This window comes from Pseudomonas sp. 21LCFQ02, from assembly GCF_024129895.2.
Taxonomy (GTDB): Bacteria; Pseudomonadota; Gammaproteobacteria; order Pseudomonadales; family Pseudomonadaceae; genus Aquipseudomonas.
The window spans coordinates 3,332,190-3,354,826 of the sequence record NZ_CM178749.1 but is presented as its reverse complement, the minus strand read 5'-3'; the positions used below and the strand labels follow the sequence as shown (position 1 = coordinate 3,354,826).

The 22,637-nt window shown below is 58.2% G+C and carries 18 protein-coding genes; all 18 read right to left on the bottom strand.

Going from position 1 to position 22,637, the window contains the following annotated elements:
* A complete protein-coding gene (locus NJC40_RS15040) occupies positions 1-303 on the bottom strand; it encodes an STAS domain-containing protein (protein ID WP_045489440.1) in 303 nt (100 codons plus the stop codon).
* A 54-nt stretch (positions 304-357) separates the two neighbouring features.
* Positions 358-804 carry a flagellar export protein FliJ gene (gene fliJ / locus NJC40_RS15035; RefSeq protein ID WP_045489438.1) on the bottom strand — a complete coding sequence of 149 codons (447 nt, stop codon included), beginning with the start codon at positions 802-804 and terminating at the stop codon, positions 358-360.
* Positions 805-810: 6 nt separating this feature from the next.
* Positions 811-2,169: a flagellar protein export ATPase FliI gene (gene fliI / locus NJC40_RS15030; RefSeq protein ID WP_045489436.1), complete on the bottom strand. Its 1,359-nt coding sequence runs from the start codon at positions 2,167-2,169 to the stop codon at positions 811-813.
* On the bottom strand, positions 2,159-3,004 hold the full coding sequence (fliH, locus tag NJC40_RS15025; RefSeq protein WP_045489433.1) for a flagellar assembly protein FliH: 846 nt from the start codon (positions 3,002-3,004) through the stop codon (positions 2,159-2,161). The genes fliI and fliH overlap by 11 nt, the downstream gene beginning before the upstream one ends.
* Positions 3,005-3,007: 3 nt before the next feature.
* Entirely contained in the window at positions 3,008-4,024 is a 1,017-nt protein-coding gene (gene fliG, locus NJC40_RS15020; RefSeq protein WP_045489430.1) for a flagellar motor switch protein FliG, read from the bottom strand.
* Positions 4,017-5,801: a flagellar basal-body MS-ring/collar protein FliF gene (gene fliF, locus NJC40_RS15015; RefSeq protein ID WP_045489428.1), complete on the bottom strand. Its 1,785-nt coding sequence runs from the start codon at positions 5,799-5,801 to the stop codon at positions 4,017-4,019. The genes fliG and fliF overlap by 8 nt, the downstream gene beginning before the upstream one ends.
* A gap of 15 nt (positions 5,802-5,816) precedes the next feature.
* Positions 5,817-6,146, bottom strand: a complete 330-nt coding sequence (gene fliE, locus NJC40_RS15010) for a flagellar hook-basal body complex protein FliE (RefSeq protein ID WP_045494508.1) — start codon at positions 6,144-6,146, stop codon at positions 5,817-5,819.
* 244 nt (positions 6,147-6,390) lie between these two features.
* A complete protein-coding gene (locus tag NJC40_RS15005; RefSeq protein ID WP_253140121.1) occupies positions 6,391-7,788 on the bottom strand; it encodes a sigma-54-dependent transcriptional regulator in 1,398 nt (465 codons plus the stop codon).
* Positions 7,788-8,999 (bottom strand): sensor histidine kinase, encoded by a 1,212-nt coding sequence (locus tag NJC40_RS15000; protein WP_253140120.1) that lies wholly within the window; start codon positions 8,997-8,999, stop codon positions 7,788-7,790. Before NJC40_RS15000 ends, NJC40_RS15005 begins: the two co-directional genes overlap by 1 nt.
* A 192-nt stretch (positions 9,000-9,191) precedes the next feature.
* Positions 9,192-10,667: a transcriptional regulator FleQ gene (fleQ, locus tag NJC40_RS14995; protein WP_045489420.1), complete on the bottom strand. Its 1,476-nt coding sequence runs from the start codon at positions 10,665-10,667 to the stop codon at positions 9,192-9,194.
* Between the two features lie 171 nt (positions 10,668-10,838).
* Positions 10,839-11,135 carry a flagellar protein FliT gene (gene fliT, locus NJC40_RS14990; RefSeq protein WP_045489418.1) on the bottom strand — a complete coding sequence of 99 codons (297 nt, stop codon included), beginning with the start codon at positions 11,133-11,135 and terminating at the stop codon, positions 10,839-10,841.
* Between the two features lie 12 nt (positions 11,136-11,147).
* Positions 11,148-11,555: a flagellar export chaperone FliS gene (gene fliS, locus NJC40_RS14985; RefSeq protein WP_253140119.1), complete on the bottom strand. Its 408-nt coding sequence runs from the start codon at positions 11,553-11,555 to the stop codon at positions 11,148-11,150.
* A 119-nt stretch (positions 11,556-11,674) separates the two neighbouring features.
* The gene (gene fliD, locus NJC40_RS14980; RefSeq protein ID WP_253140118.1) at positions 11,675-13,093 is read right to left on the bottom strand and encodes a flagellar filament capping protein FliD; all 1,419 of its coding nucleotides are present in this window, start codon (positions 13,091-13,093) and stop codon (positions 11,675-11,677) included.
* A gap of 82 nt (positions 13,094-13,175) precedes the next feature.
* Positions 13,176-13,550: a flagellar protein FlaG gene (locus NJC40_RS14975; RefSeq protein WP_253140117.1), complete on the bottom strand. Its 375-nt coding sequence runs from the start codon at positions 13,548-13,550 to the stop codon at positions 13,176-13,178.
* A 73-nt stretch (positions 13,551-13,623) separates the two neighbouring features.
* Positions 13,624-14,472 carry a flagellin domain-containing protein gene (locus NJC40_RS14970; protein ID WP_253140116.1) on the bottom strand — a complete coding sequence of 283 codons (849 nt, stop codon included), beginning with the start codon at positions 14,470-14,472 and terminating at the stop codon, positions 13,624-13,626.
* 334 nt (positions 14,473-14,806) lie between these two features.
* Positions 14,807-15,733, bottom strand: a complete 927-nt coding sequence (locus NJC40_RS14965) for a ketoacyl-ACP synthase III (protein WP_253140115.1) — start codon at positions 15,731-15,733, stop codon at positions 14,807-14,809.
* A 319-nt stretch (positions 15,734-16,052) separates the two neighbouring features.
* A complete protein-coding gene (locus tag NJC40_RS14960; RefSeq protein WP_253140224.1) occupies positions 16,053-18,962 on the bottom strand; it encodes a glycosyltransferase family 2 protein in 2,910 nt (969 codons plus the stop codon).
* 19 nt (positions 18,963-18,981) lie between these two features.
* Positions 18,982-22,560: a glycosyltransferase gene (locus NJC40_RS14955; protein WP_253140114.1), complete on the bottom strand. Its 3,579-nt coding sequence runs from the start codon at positions 22,558-22,560 to the stop codon at positions 18,982-18,984.
* Positions 22,561-22,637 lie beyond the last annotated feature (77 nt).

Genomic DNA, 22,637 nt, shown 5'->3' with positions numbered 1-22,637 from the left:
TTAACCCAGCGTAAACAGTTTGGAGAAATTGGAGATGGTCAGGATCTTGACCACGTCGCTGCTGCAGTTGATCAGCCGTACCTGCGCATGGTCGCCACCGGCATGGTCGCGCAACAACAGCAGCATGCCCAGCGCCGAGCTGTCCAGATAGTGAGTGCCGCGCAGGTCCACGACATAATCCAGCTCGCCGGAAAAAGCTTCATAAGCGGCACGAAAATCCTGATGGCAGGAGAAGTCGAATCGCCCCTCGATAAACAGCGTGACTTGCCGACCGTCTGGCGAGAGACCGCAAGTGACTGTCATAACCCACTCCTGCGCTGCATCAATGATAAGACACAGACTAGACCATGATCGGCGCTACATCTCGTGACGCGGCAAGCGCTGAGACAGCTCATCGAGCAGTTTCTGCTCACGCTTGTCTTCCAGCGCCCGCGCCTCATCAATGTAGCGCTGTACCAGCTTGCGCAACCCTTCGACCCGCGCATAGGCCTGCTGCCAGACGCCACGCGCCCGATCCAGGTTGGCTTGATGCCAGGCGAGGCTCTTGCGCTGCTGGCCGATCGCAGTTTCAAGCTGATTGAGAAAGCGCTGGTAGTTCATCAGCCACTGACCTGAAACGCCATGGTTGCCCTTGTCGATCCATTGCTGCTGATAGTTGAGGCGAAACTGCTCCAGCTCTTCAAGCTTGCTGTGCGCCAGATTGACCTGCCCCTGGGCGTGCCCCAGGCGCTGCGCCGCGGTTCGCTCTGCCGACTCGGCCATTTCCACAACCGGCGCCAGGCGCGCCGCACGACTCTGTGCCATGGCTCATCAACCGCCCGGTGCCGGACCGAACACCGCCGCCAAAGCACCCTCACTGTCCTGCATGCTGAAGCTTTCGGTCAGGCCCTGGCGCTGAAAGCGCACCAGTGCCGGCTGCAACTGAATCGCCAGGTCGGTTTCCCGGTCACCGCCGGCCACATAAGCACCGACGCTGATCAGGTCGCGAGTCTGCTGATAACGGGACCATAGTTGCTTGAAGTATTGCGCGCGCATCATGTGGTCAGGGCTGACCACCGCCGGCATGACCCGGCTGATGGATGCCTCGATATCGATGGCCGGGTAGTGCCCCTCTTCGGCCAGACGTCGTGACAGCACGATATGCCCGTCCAGCACGCCACGGGCCGAGTCGGCAATCGGGTCCTGCTGATCGTCACCTTCAGACAGCACGGTATAGAACGCTGTGATCGAGCCGCCACCGGCCTCGGCATTACCGGCACGCTCCACCAGTTTGGGCAAACGGGCAAACACCGATGGCGGGTAGCCCTTGGTCGCAGGCGGCTCGCCAATGGCGAGAGCGATTTCACGCTGGGCCTGGGCAAAACGGGTCAATGAATCCATCAGCAGCAGCACGTTCTTGCCCCGATCGCGGAAGTATTCCGCGATACGGGTGCAATACATCGCCGCCCGCAAACGCATCAGCGGCGCATCATCGGCAGGTGAAGCCACCACCACGGAACGCTTGAGCCCCTCTTCGCCAAGAATGTGCTCGATGAATTCCTTCACCTCCCGACCCCGTTCACCGATCAGCCCGACCACAATGATGTCGGCCTCAGTAAAGCGGGTCATCATGCCGAGCAACACACTCTTGCCCACCCCGGTACCGGCGAACAGCCCCAGCCGCTGACCACGCCCCACCGTCAACAAACCGTTGATGCAGCGAATGCCCACATCCAGCGGCCGACTGATCGGGTCACGCTTGAGCGGGTTGATGGTCGGGCCATCCATCGGCACCCAGTCTTCAGCCTTGACCGGCGGGCGACCGTCGAGCGGGCGACCGGCACCGTCAAGCACCCGACCCAGCATGCTCATGCCCATGGGCAGCCGACCAGTGTCAGCCAGCGGCACGACCCGCGCACCTGGCGCAATACCGACCACACTGCCCACCGGCATCAGGAACACTTTGCCACCGGCAAAACCCATGACTTCGGCATCCACCTGGACCGGATGGTGACTGTCGTCGTTGATGACCACACAGCGGCTGCCCATCGCTGCGCGCAAACCTTCAGCCTCAAGGGTCAGGCCGACCATGCGCAGCAGACGGCCTTCAACCACGGGCTGAGTCGGCAGGTCGATGGCGCTGGCGTAACCGCCCAGGCGCTTGGCGAAACTCAGGCGTTCAAGGCGCATGGCCCGGCTCTTCGTCCGCCGCCAGCGAGTCAGCGCCGACCGGCTGCTCGGGGATATCACTGCTGCGCGGCACTTCAACATCAGGCAGTTCGATGCTCAGATCAGGCGCTGCCGGATGCGCGACCTGTTCATGCATCTGATCGTACAGGCGGGCAATCGCCTGACTGATCCGGGTCTCGACACTGGCATCGATCCGGCTGTGCTCGGTTTCAATGCGGCAGCCACCTGGCATCAGCGCGTCATCTTCAAGAATCTTCCAATTCTCTTCATGACGCTCGCGCAGCAGCTTAACCACGGAAAAGTCCTGCGGATTGACAAAAATGCGCAGATTATTGGCGCCCATCGGCAGCAGTTTCAACGCTTCGCGCAACACATGGGCGATCTGCTGCGAGTCGGTTTGCAGTTCGCGCTGAATGACCTGGCGGGCGATATGCTCGACCAAATGGACCAGCGACTTCTCAATCTGGGTGTCTTGCTCGGCGATAGGGTCGAGCAACTGGCTCATCAACAGTTCAAGGCTGTCGAGCTTGGCCGCCAGAGCCACTTCAGCCTCTTGGCGAACCTTGATCCGGGTACTATGAAAACCTTCTTTTTCGCCGGTAGCGAAGCCTTCGTTCCAGGCCTCCTGGCGAATGCTTTCCAGCTCTTCAAGCGTCAGTGGCTGGACTTCCTCCAGCGGCACCTCTTCCATCTCCAGCGGTTCAGGCTCAGGCTCCGGTTCCGGCTCGGGCTCCACATAGGGGTCAAAGCTGGGCAAGGCCCAGACATCTGCGTCACGAACATCCTTGGCGCGAATCAGATCACTGGGTAACGAATCTTTTACAGAGCTGGACATGGCTTAGATCATTTCCTCGCCACCTTTGCCACCCAGCACAATCTCGCCAGCTTCGGCCATTCGGCGGGCGATGGTGAGGATTTCCTTCTGCGCGGTCTCCACATCGCTGACCCGCACCGGCCCTTTGGCCTCCAGATCGTCGCGCAGCAGCTCGGCAGCACGCTTGGACATGTTCTTGAAGACCTTCTCCTTGATTGCCTCGTCGGCACCCTTGAGCGCCAGCACCAGCACATCGGAAGACACTTCGCGAAGCAGCGCCTGGATGCCGCGGTCGTCGACGTCGGCCAAGTTGTTGAAGACAAACATAAGGTCTTCGATCTGCGTCGACAGGTCTTCGTCGACCTCGCGGATCGAATCCATGAGCGCGCCTTCGATGGAGCTGTCGAGGAAGTTCATGATGTCCGCAGCACGCTTGATACCGCCCAGCGTGGTCCGCGAGGTATTGGCATTGCCGGAGAACTGCTTCTCGAGAATCTGGTTGAGCTCTTTGAGTGCCGCCGGCTGCACCGTGTTGAGCGACGACACCCGCAGGATGATATCCAGACGCACTTTATGATCGAAGTGGCCAAGCACCTCACCCGCCTGGTCAGCGTCCAGATACGCCACCACGATGGCCTGAATCTGCGGGTGCTCGTAACGAATGACGTCGGCCACCGCACGCGGCTCCATCCACTTGAGGCTGTCCAGACCGCTGGTGTTGCCACCGAGCAGGATGCGGTCGATCAGGCCGTTGGCCTTGTCTTCGCCCAGCGCCTGGGTCAGCATCTTGCGAATGTAGCCATCGGAGCCGACGCCGAGACTGGTCTGATCGCCGACCGTGTCGACGAACTCGCTCATCACCTCTTCGACCTGCTCGCGGTGCACATTGCGCATTTGCGCCATGGCCACGCCGACTTTCTGCACTTCTTTGGGCCCCATATGCCGCAACACCTGGGCGGCATCGGTTTCGCCCAGCGACAGCAACAGAACTGCGGCCTTTTCGACCTGGGTCAACTTGACAGCCACGGCGCGGTCATTCATCAGCGTTAATCCACTCTTTTACGACCTGAGCCACACGACCCGGGTCTTCGGCCACCAAGCCCTTGATTGCATTCAACTGCGCGTCATAGCCCTCGGTCGGGCTAGGCAGCAGGATGCTCTGCGGACCACCCAGGCTGACCCGGTCGTTCGACAGTTCGCCATCCAGACCACCCATGCCACCGAGTTCGGCATCGCCACCAAAGCCGCCCAACTCCTTGCTCTTGGGGTTGGTGATGTTGCTCAGTACCGGGCGCAGCACACCAAACACCAGGATCAGGATGAAAATCACCCCGGCAGCCTGCTTGATAATGTCCCAGAACCACGGCTGGGTGTAGAACGGAATATCCGGCAGTACTTCGCCGCGCTCACTGGAAAACGGTACGTTGATCACACTGACGCTGTCGCCGCGGCTGGCGTCGTAGCCCACTGCGTCCTGCACCAGACGGGTAAAGCGGGCCAGATCGGCAGCGCTCCAGGGCGCCCGAGTGACTTCACCGTTGGCCGGGTTGGTCTTGACCATGTCATCGACCACCACCGCGACCGACAACCGGGTAACCCGACCGGCCTGCTGCTTGGTGTGGCTGATGGAGCGGTCGAGCTCGAAGTTCTTGGTCGACTGCGAACGCTTGTCGGTCGGGAACGGCGCCAGCGCCGGCTGACCGGTGGCGGGGTCCATGACCTGCTGACCATTGGCATCAAGCAGCGGCTGACCCGCCGCAATCGCAGGCGCGGCACCGCCGGCACCGGCTGCCGCATTTTGCGGTGCCGTGGCAGGACCTGGCGGCTGGTTGCTCAGCGCACCAGGCACACCTTGCGGGCCAGTGCTGCTGGAGCGCTGCTCATTGACCGACTGCTCGCTGCGCAGGGCCGGCTGGTCCGGATTGAAGCTTTCCGAGGTGGACTCCACCGCACTGAAATCAACCATGGCCGAGACCTCGGCCTTGTAGCGATCACTGCCCAGCACCGGCTGCAGGATATTCTGCACCCGTTGGGTCAGCATGCTCTCCATGCGCCGGGTGTAGTCGAACTGCTTGCCGGCCATGGTCAGCTCAGAGTTCTCGGCCTGATCGGACAACAGGTTGCCTTTCTGGTCGACCACCGTCACCTGTGATTTGGACAGCTCGGGCACGCTGGTGGCGACCAGATTGACGATCGCGGCGACCTGACCGGCTTCCAGCGCACGGCCCGGATACAGTTCGACCAATACCGAAGCGGTCGGCTTGCGGTCGTCACGGACAAACACCGAGCTTTTCGGAATTGCCAGGTGAACACGGGCCGCCTTGACGTTGTTCAGCGAGGAAATGGTTCGCGCCAGCTCACCCTCAAGACCACGCCGATAGCGGGTCGCTTCCATGAACTGGCTGGTACCCAGCCCCTGATCCTTATCAAGAATCTCAAAGCCGATATTGGCATCGGTCTGGCTGACGCCGGCCTGGGCCAGCTGAATACGGGCACGTTGCAGATCATCGGCCTTGACCAGCAGAGCACCGGAATTGGGCTCGACGGTGTAAGGAATATTGGCCGCCCCCAGGGTGTCCATCACCTGCTTGCTGTCCAGACCCGCCAGGCTGCCATACAGCGGCCGGTAGTCGGGTTGCTGAGACCAGAGCACAACGGCAAAACCGATGGCCACGCTGGCTGCCAGACCGACCATGAGGCCGACCTGACGAAGCATGGTCATTTCGGAAAGATTTTCCAGAAAAGCAAAGCCGAACAGCGGCTTCTTGTCCGGGTTACCCGCCCGCGCTGGGACAGAATCAGATGCTGCTTCGGCCATGACTCAGTACGTCCCTTAAACCGGCATCTGCATGATGTCTTGGTAGGCCTGCACCAGCTTGTTGCGCACCTGGGTCAAGGCCTGGAAGGACACGCTGGCCTTCTGCGAGGAAATCATCACATCCGTCAGGTCCACGCCGCTTTTGCCCATTTCGAACGCATTGGACAATTGGCTGGAGGCTGCCTGGGTATCGGCCACCTTGTTGATCGCCTGCCCCAGCAGGTCGGCAAAGTTACTGCCAGCGACCTCAGGCACATTGCCGACCGGCTTGGACGCCGCCATGGCATCCATCTGCATGGCCCGCATATCCAACATCAAGCGATTAAATTCAACACCTTGGCTCATGGACATTATCTCTCGTGAGGCCCGCATTTTTTTGACACTGCAACAGCGATACTCAAGTCGTAGCAACAAGAGTGCCAGCTAACATGCAGGCAAATAGCCACCTAGAAGCTTTATTGCATCAAAACAGTGTTCGGAATGAGCGACACCGCCCAATGCCGTGCATAGTGCCACGGCGATATTGCACTGTATCGACAATTTGACCTGGATCACATAAACATCAAACAAAACCGATAAAAAACCATTCTCATGAAGCGTACAGATAAGCCTCGACATCCATCCCGGCGTCACGCATCTGCGCCAGCTTGTAACGCAAGGTACGCGGGCTGATACCCAGCCGCTCAGCAGCCTCTTTGCGCCGCCCACGCTCACTGCGCAACGTGTCGATGATCAACTGGAATTCACGACGGCGCAGGTCTTCGCCCAGCGCACCGACCGCCTCGGCGCCCGCTGACAAATCAGCGCCCACCACCGGCACGGCGCCAGCAGGCGCAGGCGGCTCGGCAGCGAAGGTCACCGGCCCGGCCAGGCAGAAATCGCGCGCCTGAATCAGCCCGCCCTGCTGCAGAATCAGTGCGCGCTGCAGTGCGTTGTCCAGTTCACGCACATTGCCTGGCCAGGCGTATGCCACCAGGCAAGCGCGCGCCTCTTCCGAGAGCCGTACCGGCGCGTGCTTCATTTTTTTGACATGCTTGCTCAGCAAGCGCTCGGCCAACGGCAGAATATCGGCAGTTCGCTGACGCAACGGTTGCCAGGCCAGCGGGAACACCGACAGCCGATAGAACAGGTCTTCGCGAAACCGCCCGGCCGCCACTTCACCGGCCAGATCACGGTTGGTCGTCGCCAACACCCGAATATCCAGGCTGATCGGCTTACGCGCCCCGACCCGTTCAACTTCGCGCTCCTGCAATACCCGTAGCAGCTTGGCTTGCAGCCCCATAGGCATTTCGGAAATTTCATCGAGCAAAATGGTGCCGCCTTCGGCCAGCTCGAACTTGCCCGCCTGGGCCGCGACGGCCCCGGTAAACGAACCCTTTTCGTGCCCGAACAGTGTGGCTTCGAGCATATTGTCCGGAATGGCCGCACAGTTGATGGCAATGAAGGGTTTCGCAGCGCGCGGTGACTGCAAATGAATGAAGCGCGCCAGCACCTCTTTACCGGTGCCCGACTCGCCCGAGATCAGCACCGTAGAGTCACTTCTCGCCACCCTGGCAGCCAGTTCCAGCAGTTGCTGACTGGCAGGTTCGATGGCCACCGGACCGTCATGCTCGGCAGGACCAATACTGCCCAGCGCATGCTTTGCCACCAGTGCCAGCAACGCCCCCGGCTCAAAGGGCTTGACCAGATAATCCACTGCGCCCTGACGCATGGCGTCCACAGCACGCTCCACAGCGCCATGGGCGGTCATCAACAGCACCGGCAGGTGCGGATGCCGCTCGCGCAACGCGGCGAGCAACTGGTGGCCATCCATACCCGGCATGTTCACATCACTGACCACCAGGCTAAATGCATCCTGCGCAACCGCTCTGAGCGCATCTTCAGCACTGGCTACCGCACGGTATTGATGACCTGCCAGTTCCAGCGTGTCGGCCAGCGCCTCGCGCAGCGCACGATCATCCTCGACCAGCAATACCTTGCCCGCCATCAAACTTCTCCCTGAGCGCCGCCGGGAATCAGCGGCAGACTAACAATGGCGCACGTACCGCGCCCGACTCTGGAGCGATAATCAACGCGGCCCTGATGAGCCCGTGCCACCGCAAAAACCACCGCCAGGCCCAACCCGGTGCCGGTGGTCTTGGTGGTGTAGAACGGCTCGCCAATCCGCGCCAGCGCCGCCGCATCCATACCCGCACCACGATCACTGATGCACAAGCGCAGCATGTCACCCCTACGGTAGAGGTGGATCTTCAACTGCGCGGTGCTGCCACTGGCCTGCACCGCGTTCTCGATCAGATTAAGCAAGGCACCGACCAGTGTGTCGCGATTGCACAGCAACTCACCCGGCACCAGATCGCACTGCCAGCGCACCGCAACCTCACTCACATGGGTCTGCGCCGCCGCCTGCAAGGCCTGGAACAGCGCGGCGGGCGGCAGACGATCATTCAACGGCAACTCACCGCGAGCGAACACCAACATGTCCCGCACCTGGTGCTCCAGCTCATGCAACCGCTCCTTGAGACGCCCGGCGAAGCGCTGCTGAGTCTCGACCGGCAACGCCTGTTCACTCAGGTGGCTGGCATAGATCATGGCCGCCGACAACGGCGTACGAATCTGATGCGCCAGCGAAGCGACCATGCGCCCCAGCGACGACAAACGCTCATGACGCGCCAACTGGTCCTGCAAGCGCCGGGTCTCTGTCAGGTCGGTAAGCAACACCAGTTGGCCAGGTTCAGCGTCCAGCGAACGGGTGGCAATCGACAAGCGTCGGCCGTCCTTCAGCGAGACCTCATGCCCGTCGTCACTGCGCGGCGCAAAGCAGCGGCTAATCACCTGACGCCACAACTCCCCTTCCAGCGGCTGGCCCAAGAGCTCGACAGCCGCCGGGTTGGCTTCGCATACCACCCCACTGCCATCAATGACGATCACCCCACCTGGCAGCAGATCCAGCAAATTCTGCAAGCGGTTGGCCAGACGCTCTTTTTCCGCCAGCTCCTGCATCCGCTGCACACCGGCTTCGGCCAACTCGCCCTTGAGCTCGTTGACCCGCGATTCGAGCAGCCCGTAGGAGTCAGTCAACTGTGAGGACATTTGATTGAACAGCGCAAAAGCCTGTTCCAGCCCCTGACGGCTCTCCAGCTCCGGCGACAACGCCGACTGAACAGAAAGATCGGTAGAAACGTGCAAGGCCTGAGGCATCGAATTCTCTCTCGCAGGGCGAACCGTCATTAAACGGCTTGTTGAAAAGAGACTTAGCAATCACCGTGCCTAACCCGCTGGAAAACCCTGACAAGACCGGTGCAGCGGCGAAAGCCCCAGGCTTTTCAGGCGCATAAAAAACAAAACCTCCGCATTGGCGGAGGTTTTGGTCAACGCCTGGACAGCCAAGCGTCAATCATCTGCCTGTTCGTCACCATCGCGGCGACTCATGCCATATTTGCGCATTTTCTCGACCAGCGTGGTACGCCGAATCCGCAGCCGCTCAGCCGCTCGCGCCACGATACCGTTGGCATCATCCAGCGCCTGCTGGATCAAGCCCTGCTCCAGACCTCCCAGGTAGTCTTTCAGATCCAGCCCTTCGGGCGGCAACATGGCAGTGGAAGTGAAGTTCGGCGTGGTGGAATTGATCGCCACCCGCTCTTCCAGATCGCTGCGCAGGCTGTCGACCATCTGCTCGTCTTCATCATCGACATAGCGGAATTTCTTCGGCAACTCCGACACCCCGATCACACCATAGGGATGCATGATCGCCATGCGCTCGACCAGGTTGGCCAGCTCACGAACGTTACCCGGCCAGCCATGGCGACACAGCGACATGATCGCCGCCGAGTTGAAGCGGATCGAGCCGCGCTTCTCGTGCTCCATCCGCGAAATCAGCTCATTCATCAGCAGCGGAATATCTTCGACACGCTCGCGCAGTGGCGCCATCTCGATCGGGAACACGTTCAGACGGTAGTACAGGTCCTCGCGGAACGCACCGGTCTCGATCATGCTCTCAAGATTCTTGTGCGTCGCCGCAATAATGCGCACGTCGATACTTTGAGTCTTGTTGCTGCCGACCCGCTCGAAGGTGCGCTCCTGAAGCACGCGCAGCAGCTTGACCTGCATCGGCAACGGCATGTCGCCAATTTCGTCAAGGAACAGCGTACCGCCATTGGCGAGCTCGAAGCGCCCGGCACGACTGGTGATCGCCCCGGTGAACGCCCCCTTCTCATGACCGAACAACTCGCTCTCAAGCAATTCGGCAGGAATCGCCCCGCAATTGACCGGCACGAAAGGCGCGTCACGGCGCTTGGAATGGTAATGCAGGTTGCGTGCGACCACTTCCTTGCCGGTGCCGGACTCACCCAGGATCAACACACTGGCGTCGGTATCGGCGACCTGCTGCATCATCTGCCGGACATGCTGAATCGCGCGGCTGGTGCCCACCAGGCTGCGAAACAGGTTCGGCTCACGATGACGGCCACGCTCACGGGCCTGGTCGTACATCTCGCGATAGACCTGCGCACGGTGCAAGGCGTCCAACAGCTTGCTGTAGCTAGGCGGCATTTCCAGAGTCGACAGCACCCGGCGGCGCAGGTCTTCTGGCAGCTCTACAGGGGCGTGCTCACCAAAAAGCAACACGGGAAGGAACTCATCCCATGCAGCGATGGTCTTAAGAAGTCCCTGCAAGCTCCCAGCAGCGCTGACACTGCCAATAAGTACGCAAAGTACTTCCCGGGTAGAGCCAAGAGAGCCAACCACCTGCTGCCAGTCCTGACTGGAACAGGAAATGTTCTCTTCGCCGAGAAAATTGAGAATGACCGCCAGATCACGGCGGCGCTGGCTATCGTCATCGATCAGCAGGATTTTGATTTCACGCCACATGCAATAGCAACTTCCCTAGTCAACTCTTTAACCTGCCCGCAGGCAAGCCGCTTGGCATCTCAGCCACTTCTTAATACTGATCTGACGCCAGAAAACGAAAAACATCACTAGTTAAGTCAAAAAAACGGACACAGTCAAATTTATGGCGTGTTTTGTGTCCGACAATCCAACTCAGCCAAACAAATGGTATACCTTCGTAGCGTTTTTGGCTCGCTGAATCTCTGACATCTCATCGACGATTGCCTGACGCTCGCCGACCGCGACGTCAATCAACTGCCGGTAGACCCCGAGCAACTCCTCAAGTTTGCCGCGCAACTTCTCATCATCGGGCGCTGCGTGCTCTACCACCGTCTCGACACACTCACGACAAGCCAGATCGAGTTGGGTAATCGCCTCCCAGTTACGCACAGCCAGAGCCTCAAGCAGCGCTTCCTGGGTTTCTTCGATACGTTGCAGCGCAGCACTCATGGGGTGACTCCTCTATACAGCGCCTTGAGCCGTCTCGATATCAGCAATCGCGTCCCAGCCTTCTTTGACCGTAATCAACAGGCCCGCGACCTCATCAAGCATCTTCGGATCGCTCTTGATACCGGCTTCGGCCAGCCGCTTCATCATGTAGTGGTACAGATTATCCTGATTACGCAGCGCGTCCGAACCATGATTATCCATGTCCAGACCTTCACGCAGGCCGCCAATAATGGCGATGGCCTTGCTGATACTCACACTTTTACCCGCCATATCCTTGCGCGACATGGCACCTTTGGCCTGGGCAATACGGTCGAGCCCTCCTTCCATCAGCATCTGCACCAAACGGTGCGGGCTGGCCTCGGACGTCTGGGCATGAGAACCAACTTTCTGATATTGACGCAACGCAAGCATAGGATTCATGGAAGACCTCGCAGGCAAAACAAACTTTGTATACTCAAGCTATCGACGCACCGTCACGAAACTTTAGCCCAACAAACAAAAACCCGACACCAGGTCGGGTTCTTGTAGATGAACTGCAATCAGGAGGCGTTCTTCTGGGCGTTCATCGCTTCAAAGATCGAGGTGATATTGTTGCCGGTAGCCTTGAGCTGCGCAACCACCAGATCCATGGCGTTGTACTTCTTGGTGAGCGACGTCGTCAGTGATTCGATCCGCCGATCGAGCGCATCCTGCTCGTCTTCCAAGCGTTTGGTGACCTTGCCCAGACTGCTCTCCCTGAGCGCCAGCACCCCACCCGCCTTGGTATAGGCCTCAACCGACTTGTCCAGACGCTTGATCAAGCCATTATCACCAGTAAAGAAACTCTGGATCTGAGTACCGAACTGCTTTTTGTTGATCGCATCGTTGAACGTGGCGCTGTTCAGCGACAAGGTACCGGTTTTCTGATCGGTCATGATGCCGAGTTGCGAAAGCGCCGTCAGCCCTTCACCGGAAGAAGAGGAAGCAATTTCCTTGCGAATGGCGGCAAGAATATTTTTCGGCGTCGAGTCGCCCGTCAATGCAGCGGCAGTATACGTGGTCCCCGACATCGTACCTTTGGTCAAGCTATCAACGAGCCTGACCACAGTATTGTAAGAGTCGATAAAACTCTGCAGCGAGGTTTTAAGCCCATCGGTATTGCTCGCCACCGTGACTGTTGTCGCCGCCCCATTAGCAGGCGTCGCACCTGTAAGCTCCAGCTTGAGGCCAGAAATAGCGTTCTCGACTACATTTTTCTTACTGGTCAGTTCAAGACCATCGATAGTGAACACCGCATCCGTGGCAAACTCACCGATCGTGCCGGCACCCGTTGCAGATGCGCTCATTTTCTGGGTGCCGTCAATATCCAGGAGCGAGCCGATACCACCACTGCCCTTGACGCTGATATCACTGCCCAGGCCAGTAGTGGTAGAGCCAAGCACCAGCCGGGAACCATTGGCATCGTTGACAATGTTGGCGGTGATTCCCTTGCCCTGCATTTGCGTGTTGATCTGATCACGCACCTGCTGCAAGGTCATTGTGCTTCCCAGCGTGACCACTGTATCAATGCCATTTTGAGTGATCGTCAACTGACCACTCGGAATAGCACTCACCTGAGTGGCGTCCATGGCGGCGCTAGCCACCTTTGAAGACGTTGCCAGATTGGTTACCTTGACACTGTAACTCCCGGCCACAGCATCGCTGGCAGCGCTAGCCTTGACTGTCGTTTCACTGGATGACTGAGCAGAAAACGCCTGGAAAGCGGTCGATGCGGTATCACCCAGAGCCTTCAACGAGCTCTGAAAGGTAGCCAGTGCCGATTTGAGCTGGCCGACCGCAGTCACTGAAGACGAGTTGATTTTGCTCTGGGTACTGATCTGGTTCTGCTTGGCAGCCTTCTCGGCATTCACCAGTGCGGTCACCATTTCACCGATCTTCAGACCCGAGCCAATGCCCGTTGAAGTAATTGGACTTGCCATGCGCATTTCCCCTCATAAGACTGCCGATTTTTTGGCCCCGAGGAGGAGCACAAAAAATCTGCAACAAGTTTCATGCCAGCCGTCAGGCCTCGGCGCTGAACAACACGCTGTTGGCATCACTCAGACTTTCCGCCAGTTTCAGCACTTCCTCATTGGGAATCTGCCGAACCACCAGACCGGTGTCGCTGGCAATCACCTTGACGACAACCCTGCCCGAGTCCTCATCAACCGAGAACTCAAGGTTACGCTGAATCGAATCAAGAAACTGCTGAATTTGCGCAGCGGCATTCTTGACCTTTTCATCACTCGTACCCGACTGCGAGCCCTTACTCTCTGCTGACGAAGCTTGCGCCTCGGCAACCGGAGGCTTCACAGCCACCTTATCCACTGTCGGGACAGTCTCGCTCGCCGGTTTAGCGGCCGGATAAGACAAATTCAACCTGACGCCCATATCCATTGCGTGTCACCTCAGAAAGTAAAAAGCGAGAGAGCACGTAATCGCACCCCCTCGCTTGAGCTCACACCAGTTATTACTGGAGCAGTTTCAGTACAGCGGATGGCAGCTGGTTAGCCTGCGCCAGGACCGAAGTCGAGGCTTGCTGCAGGGTTTGCTGCTTGGTCAGCTGTGCAGTTTCAGCAGCGAAGTCGGTATCTTGTACACGACCCAGTGCAGCACTGGCGTTTTCGTTGATGTTCTGCAGGTTGGAAATGGTGCTGGTCAGACGGTTTTGTGCAGCACCGAGGTCAGCACGAGTGGCGTTGATGGTTGCCAGAGCGGAGTCGATCGCGGCGATTGCAGCCGAGAAGTTGGTTTCTGCTGCGGCACTGTCGGAACCGGCAATGGTGATAGCCGAGTCAACACCCAGGGTGCTGGCATCGAAGCTGGTGCTCAGAGTCAGAGTGATCTGGTTCGAGGTGCCAGTGTTGGAACCCACCTGGAAAGTCAGGGTGCTGGCAGTACCGTCGATCAGGTTCTTGCCGTTCAGGTTGGTGCTGTTGGCGATACGAGTCAGCTCGTCGCTCATCGCGGTGAATTCTTTGTTCAGCGCGTCACGGTCAGTGGAGCTGTTGCTGTCGTTGCGGGACTGAACAGCCAGTTCACGCATACGCTGCAGAATGTTGGTGGACTCTTGCAGGGCACCTTCAGCAGTCTGCGCCAGAGACATACCGTCGTAGGCGTTCTTGATGGCCATGGTCTGGCCTTTGATCTGCGAGTTGATACGGGTGGAGATTTGCAGACCGGCAGCGTCGTCTTTGGCGCTGTTGATTTTCAGGCCCGAAGACAGGCGGGTCATGGAAGTGGACAGTGCGTCAGAGGCGCGACCCAGGTTCTTCTGAACGTTCAAGGATGCAACGTTGGTGTTTACTGTTAAAGCCATGATGAATTCCTCGTGGGTTGTGTACTACGTGGCTTCCGGCCCCTGCAAGCGCCGGGTGTGCCTAGAGAACCTTCGTAATAGTTATCGTCGTCATGGCAGGTTGCTTGAGGGTTTTTTTAAAATTTTTTACCACCGTGCTGGCGGCCCAGACAAAACAAGGGCTTAGCATCACTTTCACACAGTAAGCGTAGCGTCCAGGAAACGCCCCGGCGCAAAAAAAACATGAACGGGTTGGCAAATTACCTAACGCCATCGGCATGAGAACAAGAAAGCAAGCCACGGAACGCAAAACGCCCAACCTGCAGGAGGTCGGGCGCTTTGAAGGGAGAGCCGGTCAAACGCGATAAATAATCGCAGAGCCCCAAGACAAACCAACGCCAAAACCGCTCAGCGCTACACGCTTCCAGGATGAGCCCAATACGTGCTTTTCAATCAGTAGCGGAATACTTGATGACACTGTGTTGCCGGTCTCGACCATGTCTTTGACGAATTTCTCAGGCTGCTCCTCAAAACGCCGCGCCACCGCATCGACAATCGCCGCACTGCCTTGATGAATACAAAAGGCGTCAATGTCTTCAGAGGTCAGATCCGACTCCTCAAGCAGCTCATGCAAATGGGCCGGCACCTTGAGCAATGCGAAGTTGAACACCTGACGACCGTTCATGTAGAACACGCCATTGCTGACCTTCAGATGCGGCGCGCCGGAACCATCGGTACCGAATTTAGCCTTGCCCAGTTGCCACGCGGCATCTTCACCCAGCCAGGTGGCGGTGGCCGCATCACCAAACAGCATGGTCGTGTTGCGATCTTCGGTATCGACAATCTTCGAATAGGGGTCGGCAGTGACCAGCACGCCATTCTTCAGGCCTGCGGCCTCCATGAACCCCTTGATCGCATAAATACCATAGACATAGCCCGAACAGCCCAGCGAGATATCAAAGGCCGCCACCCGGGTCGACAACCCGAGTTTGTCCTGAACGATGGCCGCAGTATGCGGCAGCCCTTCTTCGTCGCCATTCTGGGTGACGACGATCAGGACATCGATGCTGTCACGGGTCAATTGCGGATTGTTGGCCAACAACGTATTGACAGCCTCGACACACAGGTCAGAGGTTTCCTGCTCGGCAGCCTTGCGCGGCAAAAAGGTGGAGCCGATCTTGCCCAGGATGAATTCTTCATCCTTACCAAACCTGGCGCCCTGAGCGTAGTTGTCCACCCCGGCGGTGGGCACGTAACTCGCTATGCTTTTTATGCCAATCATCGTGGCTTCCCAAATAAGTAAACGCTGGAACAGGCGCCCTGAAGCGATCAGGCCGCTCACGGAAAAGTTTTGTGACGGTTATTTTCAGGGGGCAGGCCACGAATAAGCAAGTCAGGCTCACATCTTCCCCTACACCGCGCTACTCAACAGATGCACGTTTGCGGCCGCAGGTCACGACCCAGGGCCGCTTTGCGATTGATGGCGAGACTGAAATCGTGAGAATCAGAGGGATACTTCAGAGGACTATCCGCATAAGTCGCGGCAAGACAGCGTGCCGCCAAGGGGGGATAGGGTGGTTTTCCGCCCCCCCCTGAACGTCTCACGCCCGGTCAGTAGTCAGTTGGAAACCGGCCCCGTGCAAGCTCAGATGACGGTTGTACGCCACATCTTGCTCAAACGCACTCGACCACTTGCCACGCAGGGCCTGCAACGCGGCAGCCGATTGAGGCACCTCCCCGGGATGCACCACCTGCACTTGCGGTGTCCAGACCGTCAGGTAACCCGCCTGAGCGGCCTTCAGACAGAGATCGACATCGGCAAACGCGTCATTAAAGTCAACTTCATCCAGACCATCGATGGCATTGAATAGCGTTTTTTCGATCATCAGGCAGTTCATCGAGACTGCTGTGTAGTTCTGCTCGACAACCAGACGCTGCATATAGCCCTGCGCCTTTTTAGGCTCGCCCACAAAGGCCGAACCTACACCGCCATTGAAGCCCAGAATCAGCCCCGCCTGTGTCACGCTCCCTTCGTGATCAACCAGTTTGACGCCCACCACTCCAACCTCGGGACGCTGCGCCTGATTGAGCATCGATTCGATCCAGCCTACGTTAACGATCTGGCTCTGTGCATCAAGCAAGATCAGGTACTCACCCTGAGCCTGCTGGCTCAATTGATTGAGCATGGCAGTAGCGCTCATCGCCTGGTCGGTACGGAACACCCGAATACGGCCAGAGAGTTTTTCCTGCTGCTCAAGCCAGGCAAAGACTTCAGAAGAGCGACTGTTATTATCGCCGATCAGTACCTCGTAACGCGGGTAACGGGTCCGCTGCAGCAGGCTGTGCAAGCACTGCTGCAGGTCGGCCAGATTATCTTGAGCATGAACCAGAATCGACACCATAGGCCGGTGCTCGTGGCGATAATCAGTTTTCCAGCTCCCCGCCAGCACTGGACTGACTTCCGCCTGATAACCCCGTGTTTTGAGGTGCCGGGTCAGGACCTTTTTCTCATCCTCGTTAACCACCAGCTCCGGCGCCTGGCAAATCACCACCGGCTCGCTCAGGTGTGCCAAGCCTTGCATACCGCCCTGCTCAATCAAGCGCAGCAACAGGTCGAACTCTAACGCCTGTGGGTAATCCCGGGAATATCCCCCCACCTCCAGCAAAGCACTTCGACGCACCAACCAATGACGTGCGACATAGCCGGGGACACTTTGCAGCAGGTCCAGATTGAAGTCTGGAAGCAATACCGGCTCCAGAGTGCCATCGGCCTGACGGTGAATACTGTCCACGGCCACGGCGCGGCAGTGACCGGCATCAGTCAGCTCGTCACTGGCCAGCAACAACCCGGCCGAGGTGAACTGCTCCCCTGCCCCTGCGAGCATCAGCCAATCACTGGTGATCTGTTTAAGCGTTTGATTGATACGATCAACGTAGTTGCTGCTCGTGACTTTCACGAAGTGCAAGGTGTGTTGCAAGGTGGTGGTGGCCGGTAACTCGCCGGTGGTGAAAACCACCACTTTGAAGTTGCGATAATGGCCGTTGATCAAGCTGTCAAATGTGGTCTGTAATTTGAAGACATCGTCCTCAAGATCCAACAACAGCACAGTGATCTGCGCTCCCTGCGGCCTGGTTGCCTGACGCGCCAGAATCTTTTGCAGGGTGGCCGTATCCGGAGTACGCGAATCGAGCCACTTGAGCAAGCGTCCCGAGGGCATCGTGGCGAGCAGTGCGCCGTTGTCATGGGCCGTTACCGAGCTCAACCTTTGCACCCAGGCAGACATCCTCTCGATCAGCTCAAGTAACTGCTCTGGTTTGGTCGATGGACTGTTTGGCAGCTCCTGCTCCAGACGCCGGACGATACCGTCATTGAAGGCATACAGAACATAGGCTTGCCAGAGCCGATCCAGAAGCGGCTCTGCATCAGGATTACTCTGGGGACCAGAGAGTTCAGATTGACGCAGCAACACAGCCTCCAGCTCGCGTAGCTGCACCTGGCCAGCCGGCACGGCGTGAATCAGAAACTCGATGCGTGCCAATTCGTCGTAAAACGCTTGGGTATAGAACGGTAGTTCAACACATTGACGCGGCTCAAAATGCGGCTCCGGGATTTCCAACGCAACATTCCAGACGGAACTGACCAGCTTTTGCTTACCTTGATAGGCGCGTTTTTTCAGGCCCTCGGCCATCGCAGCCAGACCTGCATGGATCGACTCCTCCGCTTGCCCGTCAGCGCCACCGAGCGCCTTGATGACCATTGCAACACAGGCTTCGCGTTCAGCGCGGGCTTTGGGGTCCATATGCACCACGGCACCGTGCAGGGCTGCCAGATGCTCAGTGTGCGTTTTCCCATGACTAAGATGCAGCGCGTAAGGCACCGACAAGATACGCACCTGCGCTGCACGGCTCAGATACAGGCCCAGACCGATTTCATACCAGTGCGATTTAATATCGCCAGGCAGCGCACCCAACCATGCGCGCAAAAACGCTGTGCGGATTACGGCATACTGCAACGACACGCTTTGCGCCATAAAGCGCTCGACCCGCATTGCAGGATCTTCGATGTCGTGATCATCGAGCACCCGAAGGTCACGCAACAGATAGTCGACGCGGTCGACGTGAGCCTCGTAGGTCAGGCTGTAGCCCTGACAGGCGCCATGACCGGGGTGGCCATCAAGAAATGCCACAGCCTCACTCAGCGCTGCCGGCAGCAGAAAACTGTCAACCTCTGCCCACGCCGTGTAAGGCGTTGCCACATCGCGTAGCGCTTGACGGAGGCGCTCAACAACACTGGCCTGCCCGAGCTCAGGGGTATGCTGATAGTCAATGCCGATAGCGGCTGCCGCTTCTTTATCAGGTTGGCGCGAAGCATCCAGAACTTTGATGGCCACCGGCAGATCGCGATACCACGTCAAGGCGCGACGCAAGAAGTCCTGCTGCTCATTGGCCAGCAGAATCAGGGTCAAACGCGGAGCCATCGCTGTTGCTTCATTGCCACTCATGCTGTGCATAGTCTTTCCTGTACTCAAATCAGTCCGGCAACCAGCCATTGGCCCAGTATTGCAGGTTCTCGTCACGCAACATGAAGTCGCGCAGCACCGTCTCGCGCAACTCATCGCCCAAACGATAGCTGGCCGCAGGATCGGACAGGTGCATGCGGATCGCTTCAAGCCACTCCTGCGCACTGTTGCTCTTCACACGTGTAGCCGGCAGATGGCCCCGGTACGCCAACGTGTCGGAACACACCACCGGGTAACCACAGGCCCCGTATTCAAGCAGGCGCAGGTTGCTTTTGCAGTCGTTGAAAATGTGAAATTCCAGGGGCGCCAAAGCCAGGTCCAGGTTCAGACTCGCCAGTTTGGCTGGATAGCTCGACAAACTGACCGCGCGGTGGAACTCATGGATATAGGGGCGCAACATATCCGGGCACATGCCGAAGAACACCCACTCGACTTCATCGGCCAGCTCACGGATGACATCGACGATCAGCTCAAGGTCACCACGGTGACTGGTGCCCCCGCCCCAACCGACCCGCGGCTTGTCCGAAGTACGCCGGGAACTCCTGAGTTTGCTCCACATGTGCGGTGCCAGCATATTGGGCACCACACGGATATCGCTGTGCATGCTCGACAGCGCCTCGGCCAACGGCTGGGTCGAGACGACAACCCGGTCACACATGCCGATACCCCGCCGCAGCACGCTTTCCATGTTTTCCGGCATGCTGCGCCGGTGCTCATTCTTGAGCGGTACATCGACGATGTAGTCGTCGAGCTCAAAGATGCGCATGGCGTTGGAAAAGGTCTTGATCTGGACAATGTCAGCCAGCTTTGCCTCGCTGTAGCGGCCCTGCATGACCACGACATCAGGCGATAAGCGCTCGACCTCGGCAATGGAAGGCATTTCATAGGTCATATGACCCAGCATTCTGCCGGATGCCTGCAACTGGGCAAGCGGTTCGCTAAGCCGATAGTGTCCCACCGCCGAGGTGTTGCCGGCCACTCCGAGAATAAATGGCAAATGGCGACTGCAGAATGGATTCCAGCCCGTGCGCAACCCTGGATCAATTTGGAAAGACCCGCCCTCGCTCAATGACAGGTTAGGGTTATAAGCCGGATCGCGGGTCAGGTTGGGCAGCCATTTCAAGCAAAAGGACATCTGCTGATCGTACAGTTGCTTTTTGTACTCGTCAGAGCGCGGCGGCGCTGGCGGCTCTAGCAACATCACGCAACTTTCAGGGGTCCAGACAATCAGGTAACCCTCTCGACCGGCGCCAAGGCACACATCAAGGTCATTGAAACCCAACGTCAAGCCTTGCTCATCCTGCGGGCCGAGACTGTCGAAAATGTCTTTGCGCACCATCAGGCAATTGCCACTTAGCACACTCCAGTTCTGTGCCAACTGAGAACGCTGCAGATAACCGCGATCGGTCAACTCAGTATGAAGTGCGGGCCGGCCAGCAATTCCTTCCATCCCAAGCACTAGCCCCGTATACAGGTTAAGTCCTTGGGCACCCAAAATTCTTGGGCCTACCGCACCCACCTCAGGGCGCAACGCGTGATTGAGCAACCCTGCGATCCATTGCCCATCGCAGATAACGGCATGCGGGCTAAGCAACAACAGGTAATCGCCACGGGCATGCTCAACCGCCAGGTTCAGCGCCCGGGCTTCGTTATCGCCCGGAGCCGCGATAATGCGCAATTTGTCACTGCCAAGCCCGGCCATCGCTGTGAACCAAGCCTTGGCCTCATCACTCTGGCTGGCCCGATCAACGATCAATACTTCGTAATGCGGATACAGCGTCTTGCTCAGCAAGCTGTCCAGGCAGCGCTGCAACGAGCTCAATTGATCATGGGTACAGATGACGATCGACACCAGTGGCTGCGAGGCATGTCGATATTCAATACGATTGAGCAATGGCAGTTGATCATGGTGAATGAGGTGCTCTACACCAATACGCTGTAAATGAGCCGCCACCAAAGGCTCATTGCCCTGCACGACCTGCGGCAACGACAGCCAGTCGGCAAAACACAGGCTGGACTCGACCAGTACTTCGGCAATGTGTTCGATGGTCTGCGGCCCGATATTTTCTACCAGGCGCCAGATTGCATCGTGGGGCGCCAGCTCACCGCGCTCGGGGTCCAGGCCGCCCATCTCCAGCAAGTGCTTGCGATCAAACGCCAGGGCGCGACCTACGTAGGGGTAGCCGCGCATCAAGTCCAGGTTGAAGTCGGGCTTGAAGATCGGCTCAGCGGATTCATCGTCGCACAACGCACCTTCGTCGCTGTACACACACTTCAAGCCTTGCGTCTGCGCCACTCGCTCTGCCAGCACCAACAGGGCAGGCTCAACCAACCGATCACCGGCACGCAGCAGATAAATCCAGTCAGCCTGCTCCAGCAACGGCAGCACTTCGTTGACCTGGGCTGCCCAGTTATCTTGCAGAGCAAAACGTAGCGTCCCGACACCCTGGCCATCATCATTACGAGTAAGCACCACCACCGCCTGCGCGGGGTAATCCTGGGCGTCAAGACTGTCCAGAGTAACTCCCAAAGCGGCAGGATCGCCTTGCTCATCAATCACGATAGGGACAATACGTGGCTGATACTGCCAAGAGTCGACACGCCGTTGCAGCAGTTTTTTCTGGGCAGGGCTGTAGGTTCGACAAGCCAGCCATTGCGCATACAGTTCGCTGTAACTGTCAGCATCCGTACCGACGCGACTGCGCATCACGCCCTGGCGCGAAGCAACCAGATTAAACAGGCCAACCTCGTCCCATTCATGCGGCTGATCGGCCTCGACAATGCGTAACGACACAAATCGCACGTAACCTGATGCAGGTGGCTGCTCGCCGGTGCGTGCTGCGAGCATCTGCTCCAGCCATTGCAGCTCGGGCTTGACCAGACTCAGTGTCGAAGGCTGCTTGCTCAAACGGTCAGGGTGCAGGCGCTCAAGCACTGTAACGACGTGCAAGGCAGCCAAATGCCCACGCTTCAACAAGCACAGGAACAAGGCAAAATCCAGCAGCGCTATAAACCCCTGCCCAGGCTGGGCCAGCGAAGGCAGATATGTCCTGACATCCTCTGTGCGCATCAGCGCGCTGCTAAAATTACCCAGAACGTTATGCGGCAGCTTTTCAAAGAACGCCAGCATGTCATCGGCCATGAACAAGGCGTCGTAAGGCACCAAGCCCGGGTTATCGGAGCGCACCGGTAGCACGTAGCTATTGATATCTATCAAGTGACGGCGCGATACAACCAAGGCGACATCTGGATTCTGGCTCAGTGCCTTGGCCTGAACCTCAATGCACCGGTCGTACAGCAGATCATCGTCACACAGGAACTTGATGTATTCGCCACTGGCCTCACTCAGGCACTTGAGCAGGTTGCCCTGAAAACCCAGGCGCTGCAGGTTGGCGACATAACGTGCGCGCGCACTGCCAGCAGGCACCAGCTCATCGAATATCGACTTGATTTCGCCAGTCTGGCAGTCATCGCACACGATGATTTCAAGTGACTCATAGCTTTGCTCCAGCGCACTTTGCAAAGCGGCCCGGAAAAAACGTGGATTAAAGGCGGGAATGACAAGACTGACGAAAGGCGCTGGATTCACGAGGAGTACTCACAAGCGGCGGGAAGCGCCAACTGCACGCCTCCCTTCACCGCTGAAAAAAGACGGCGGTTGCCTGA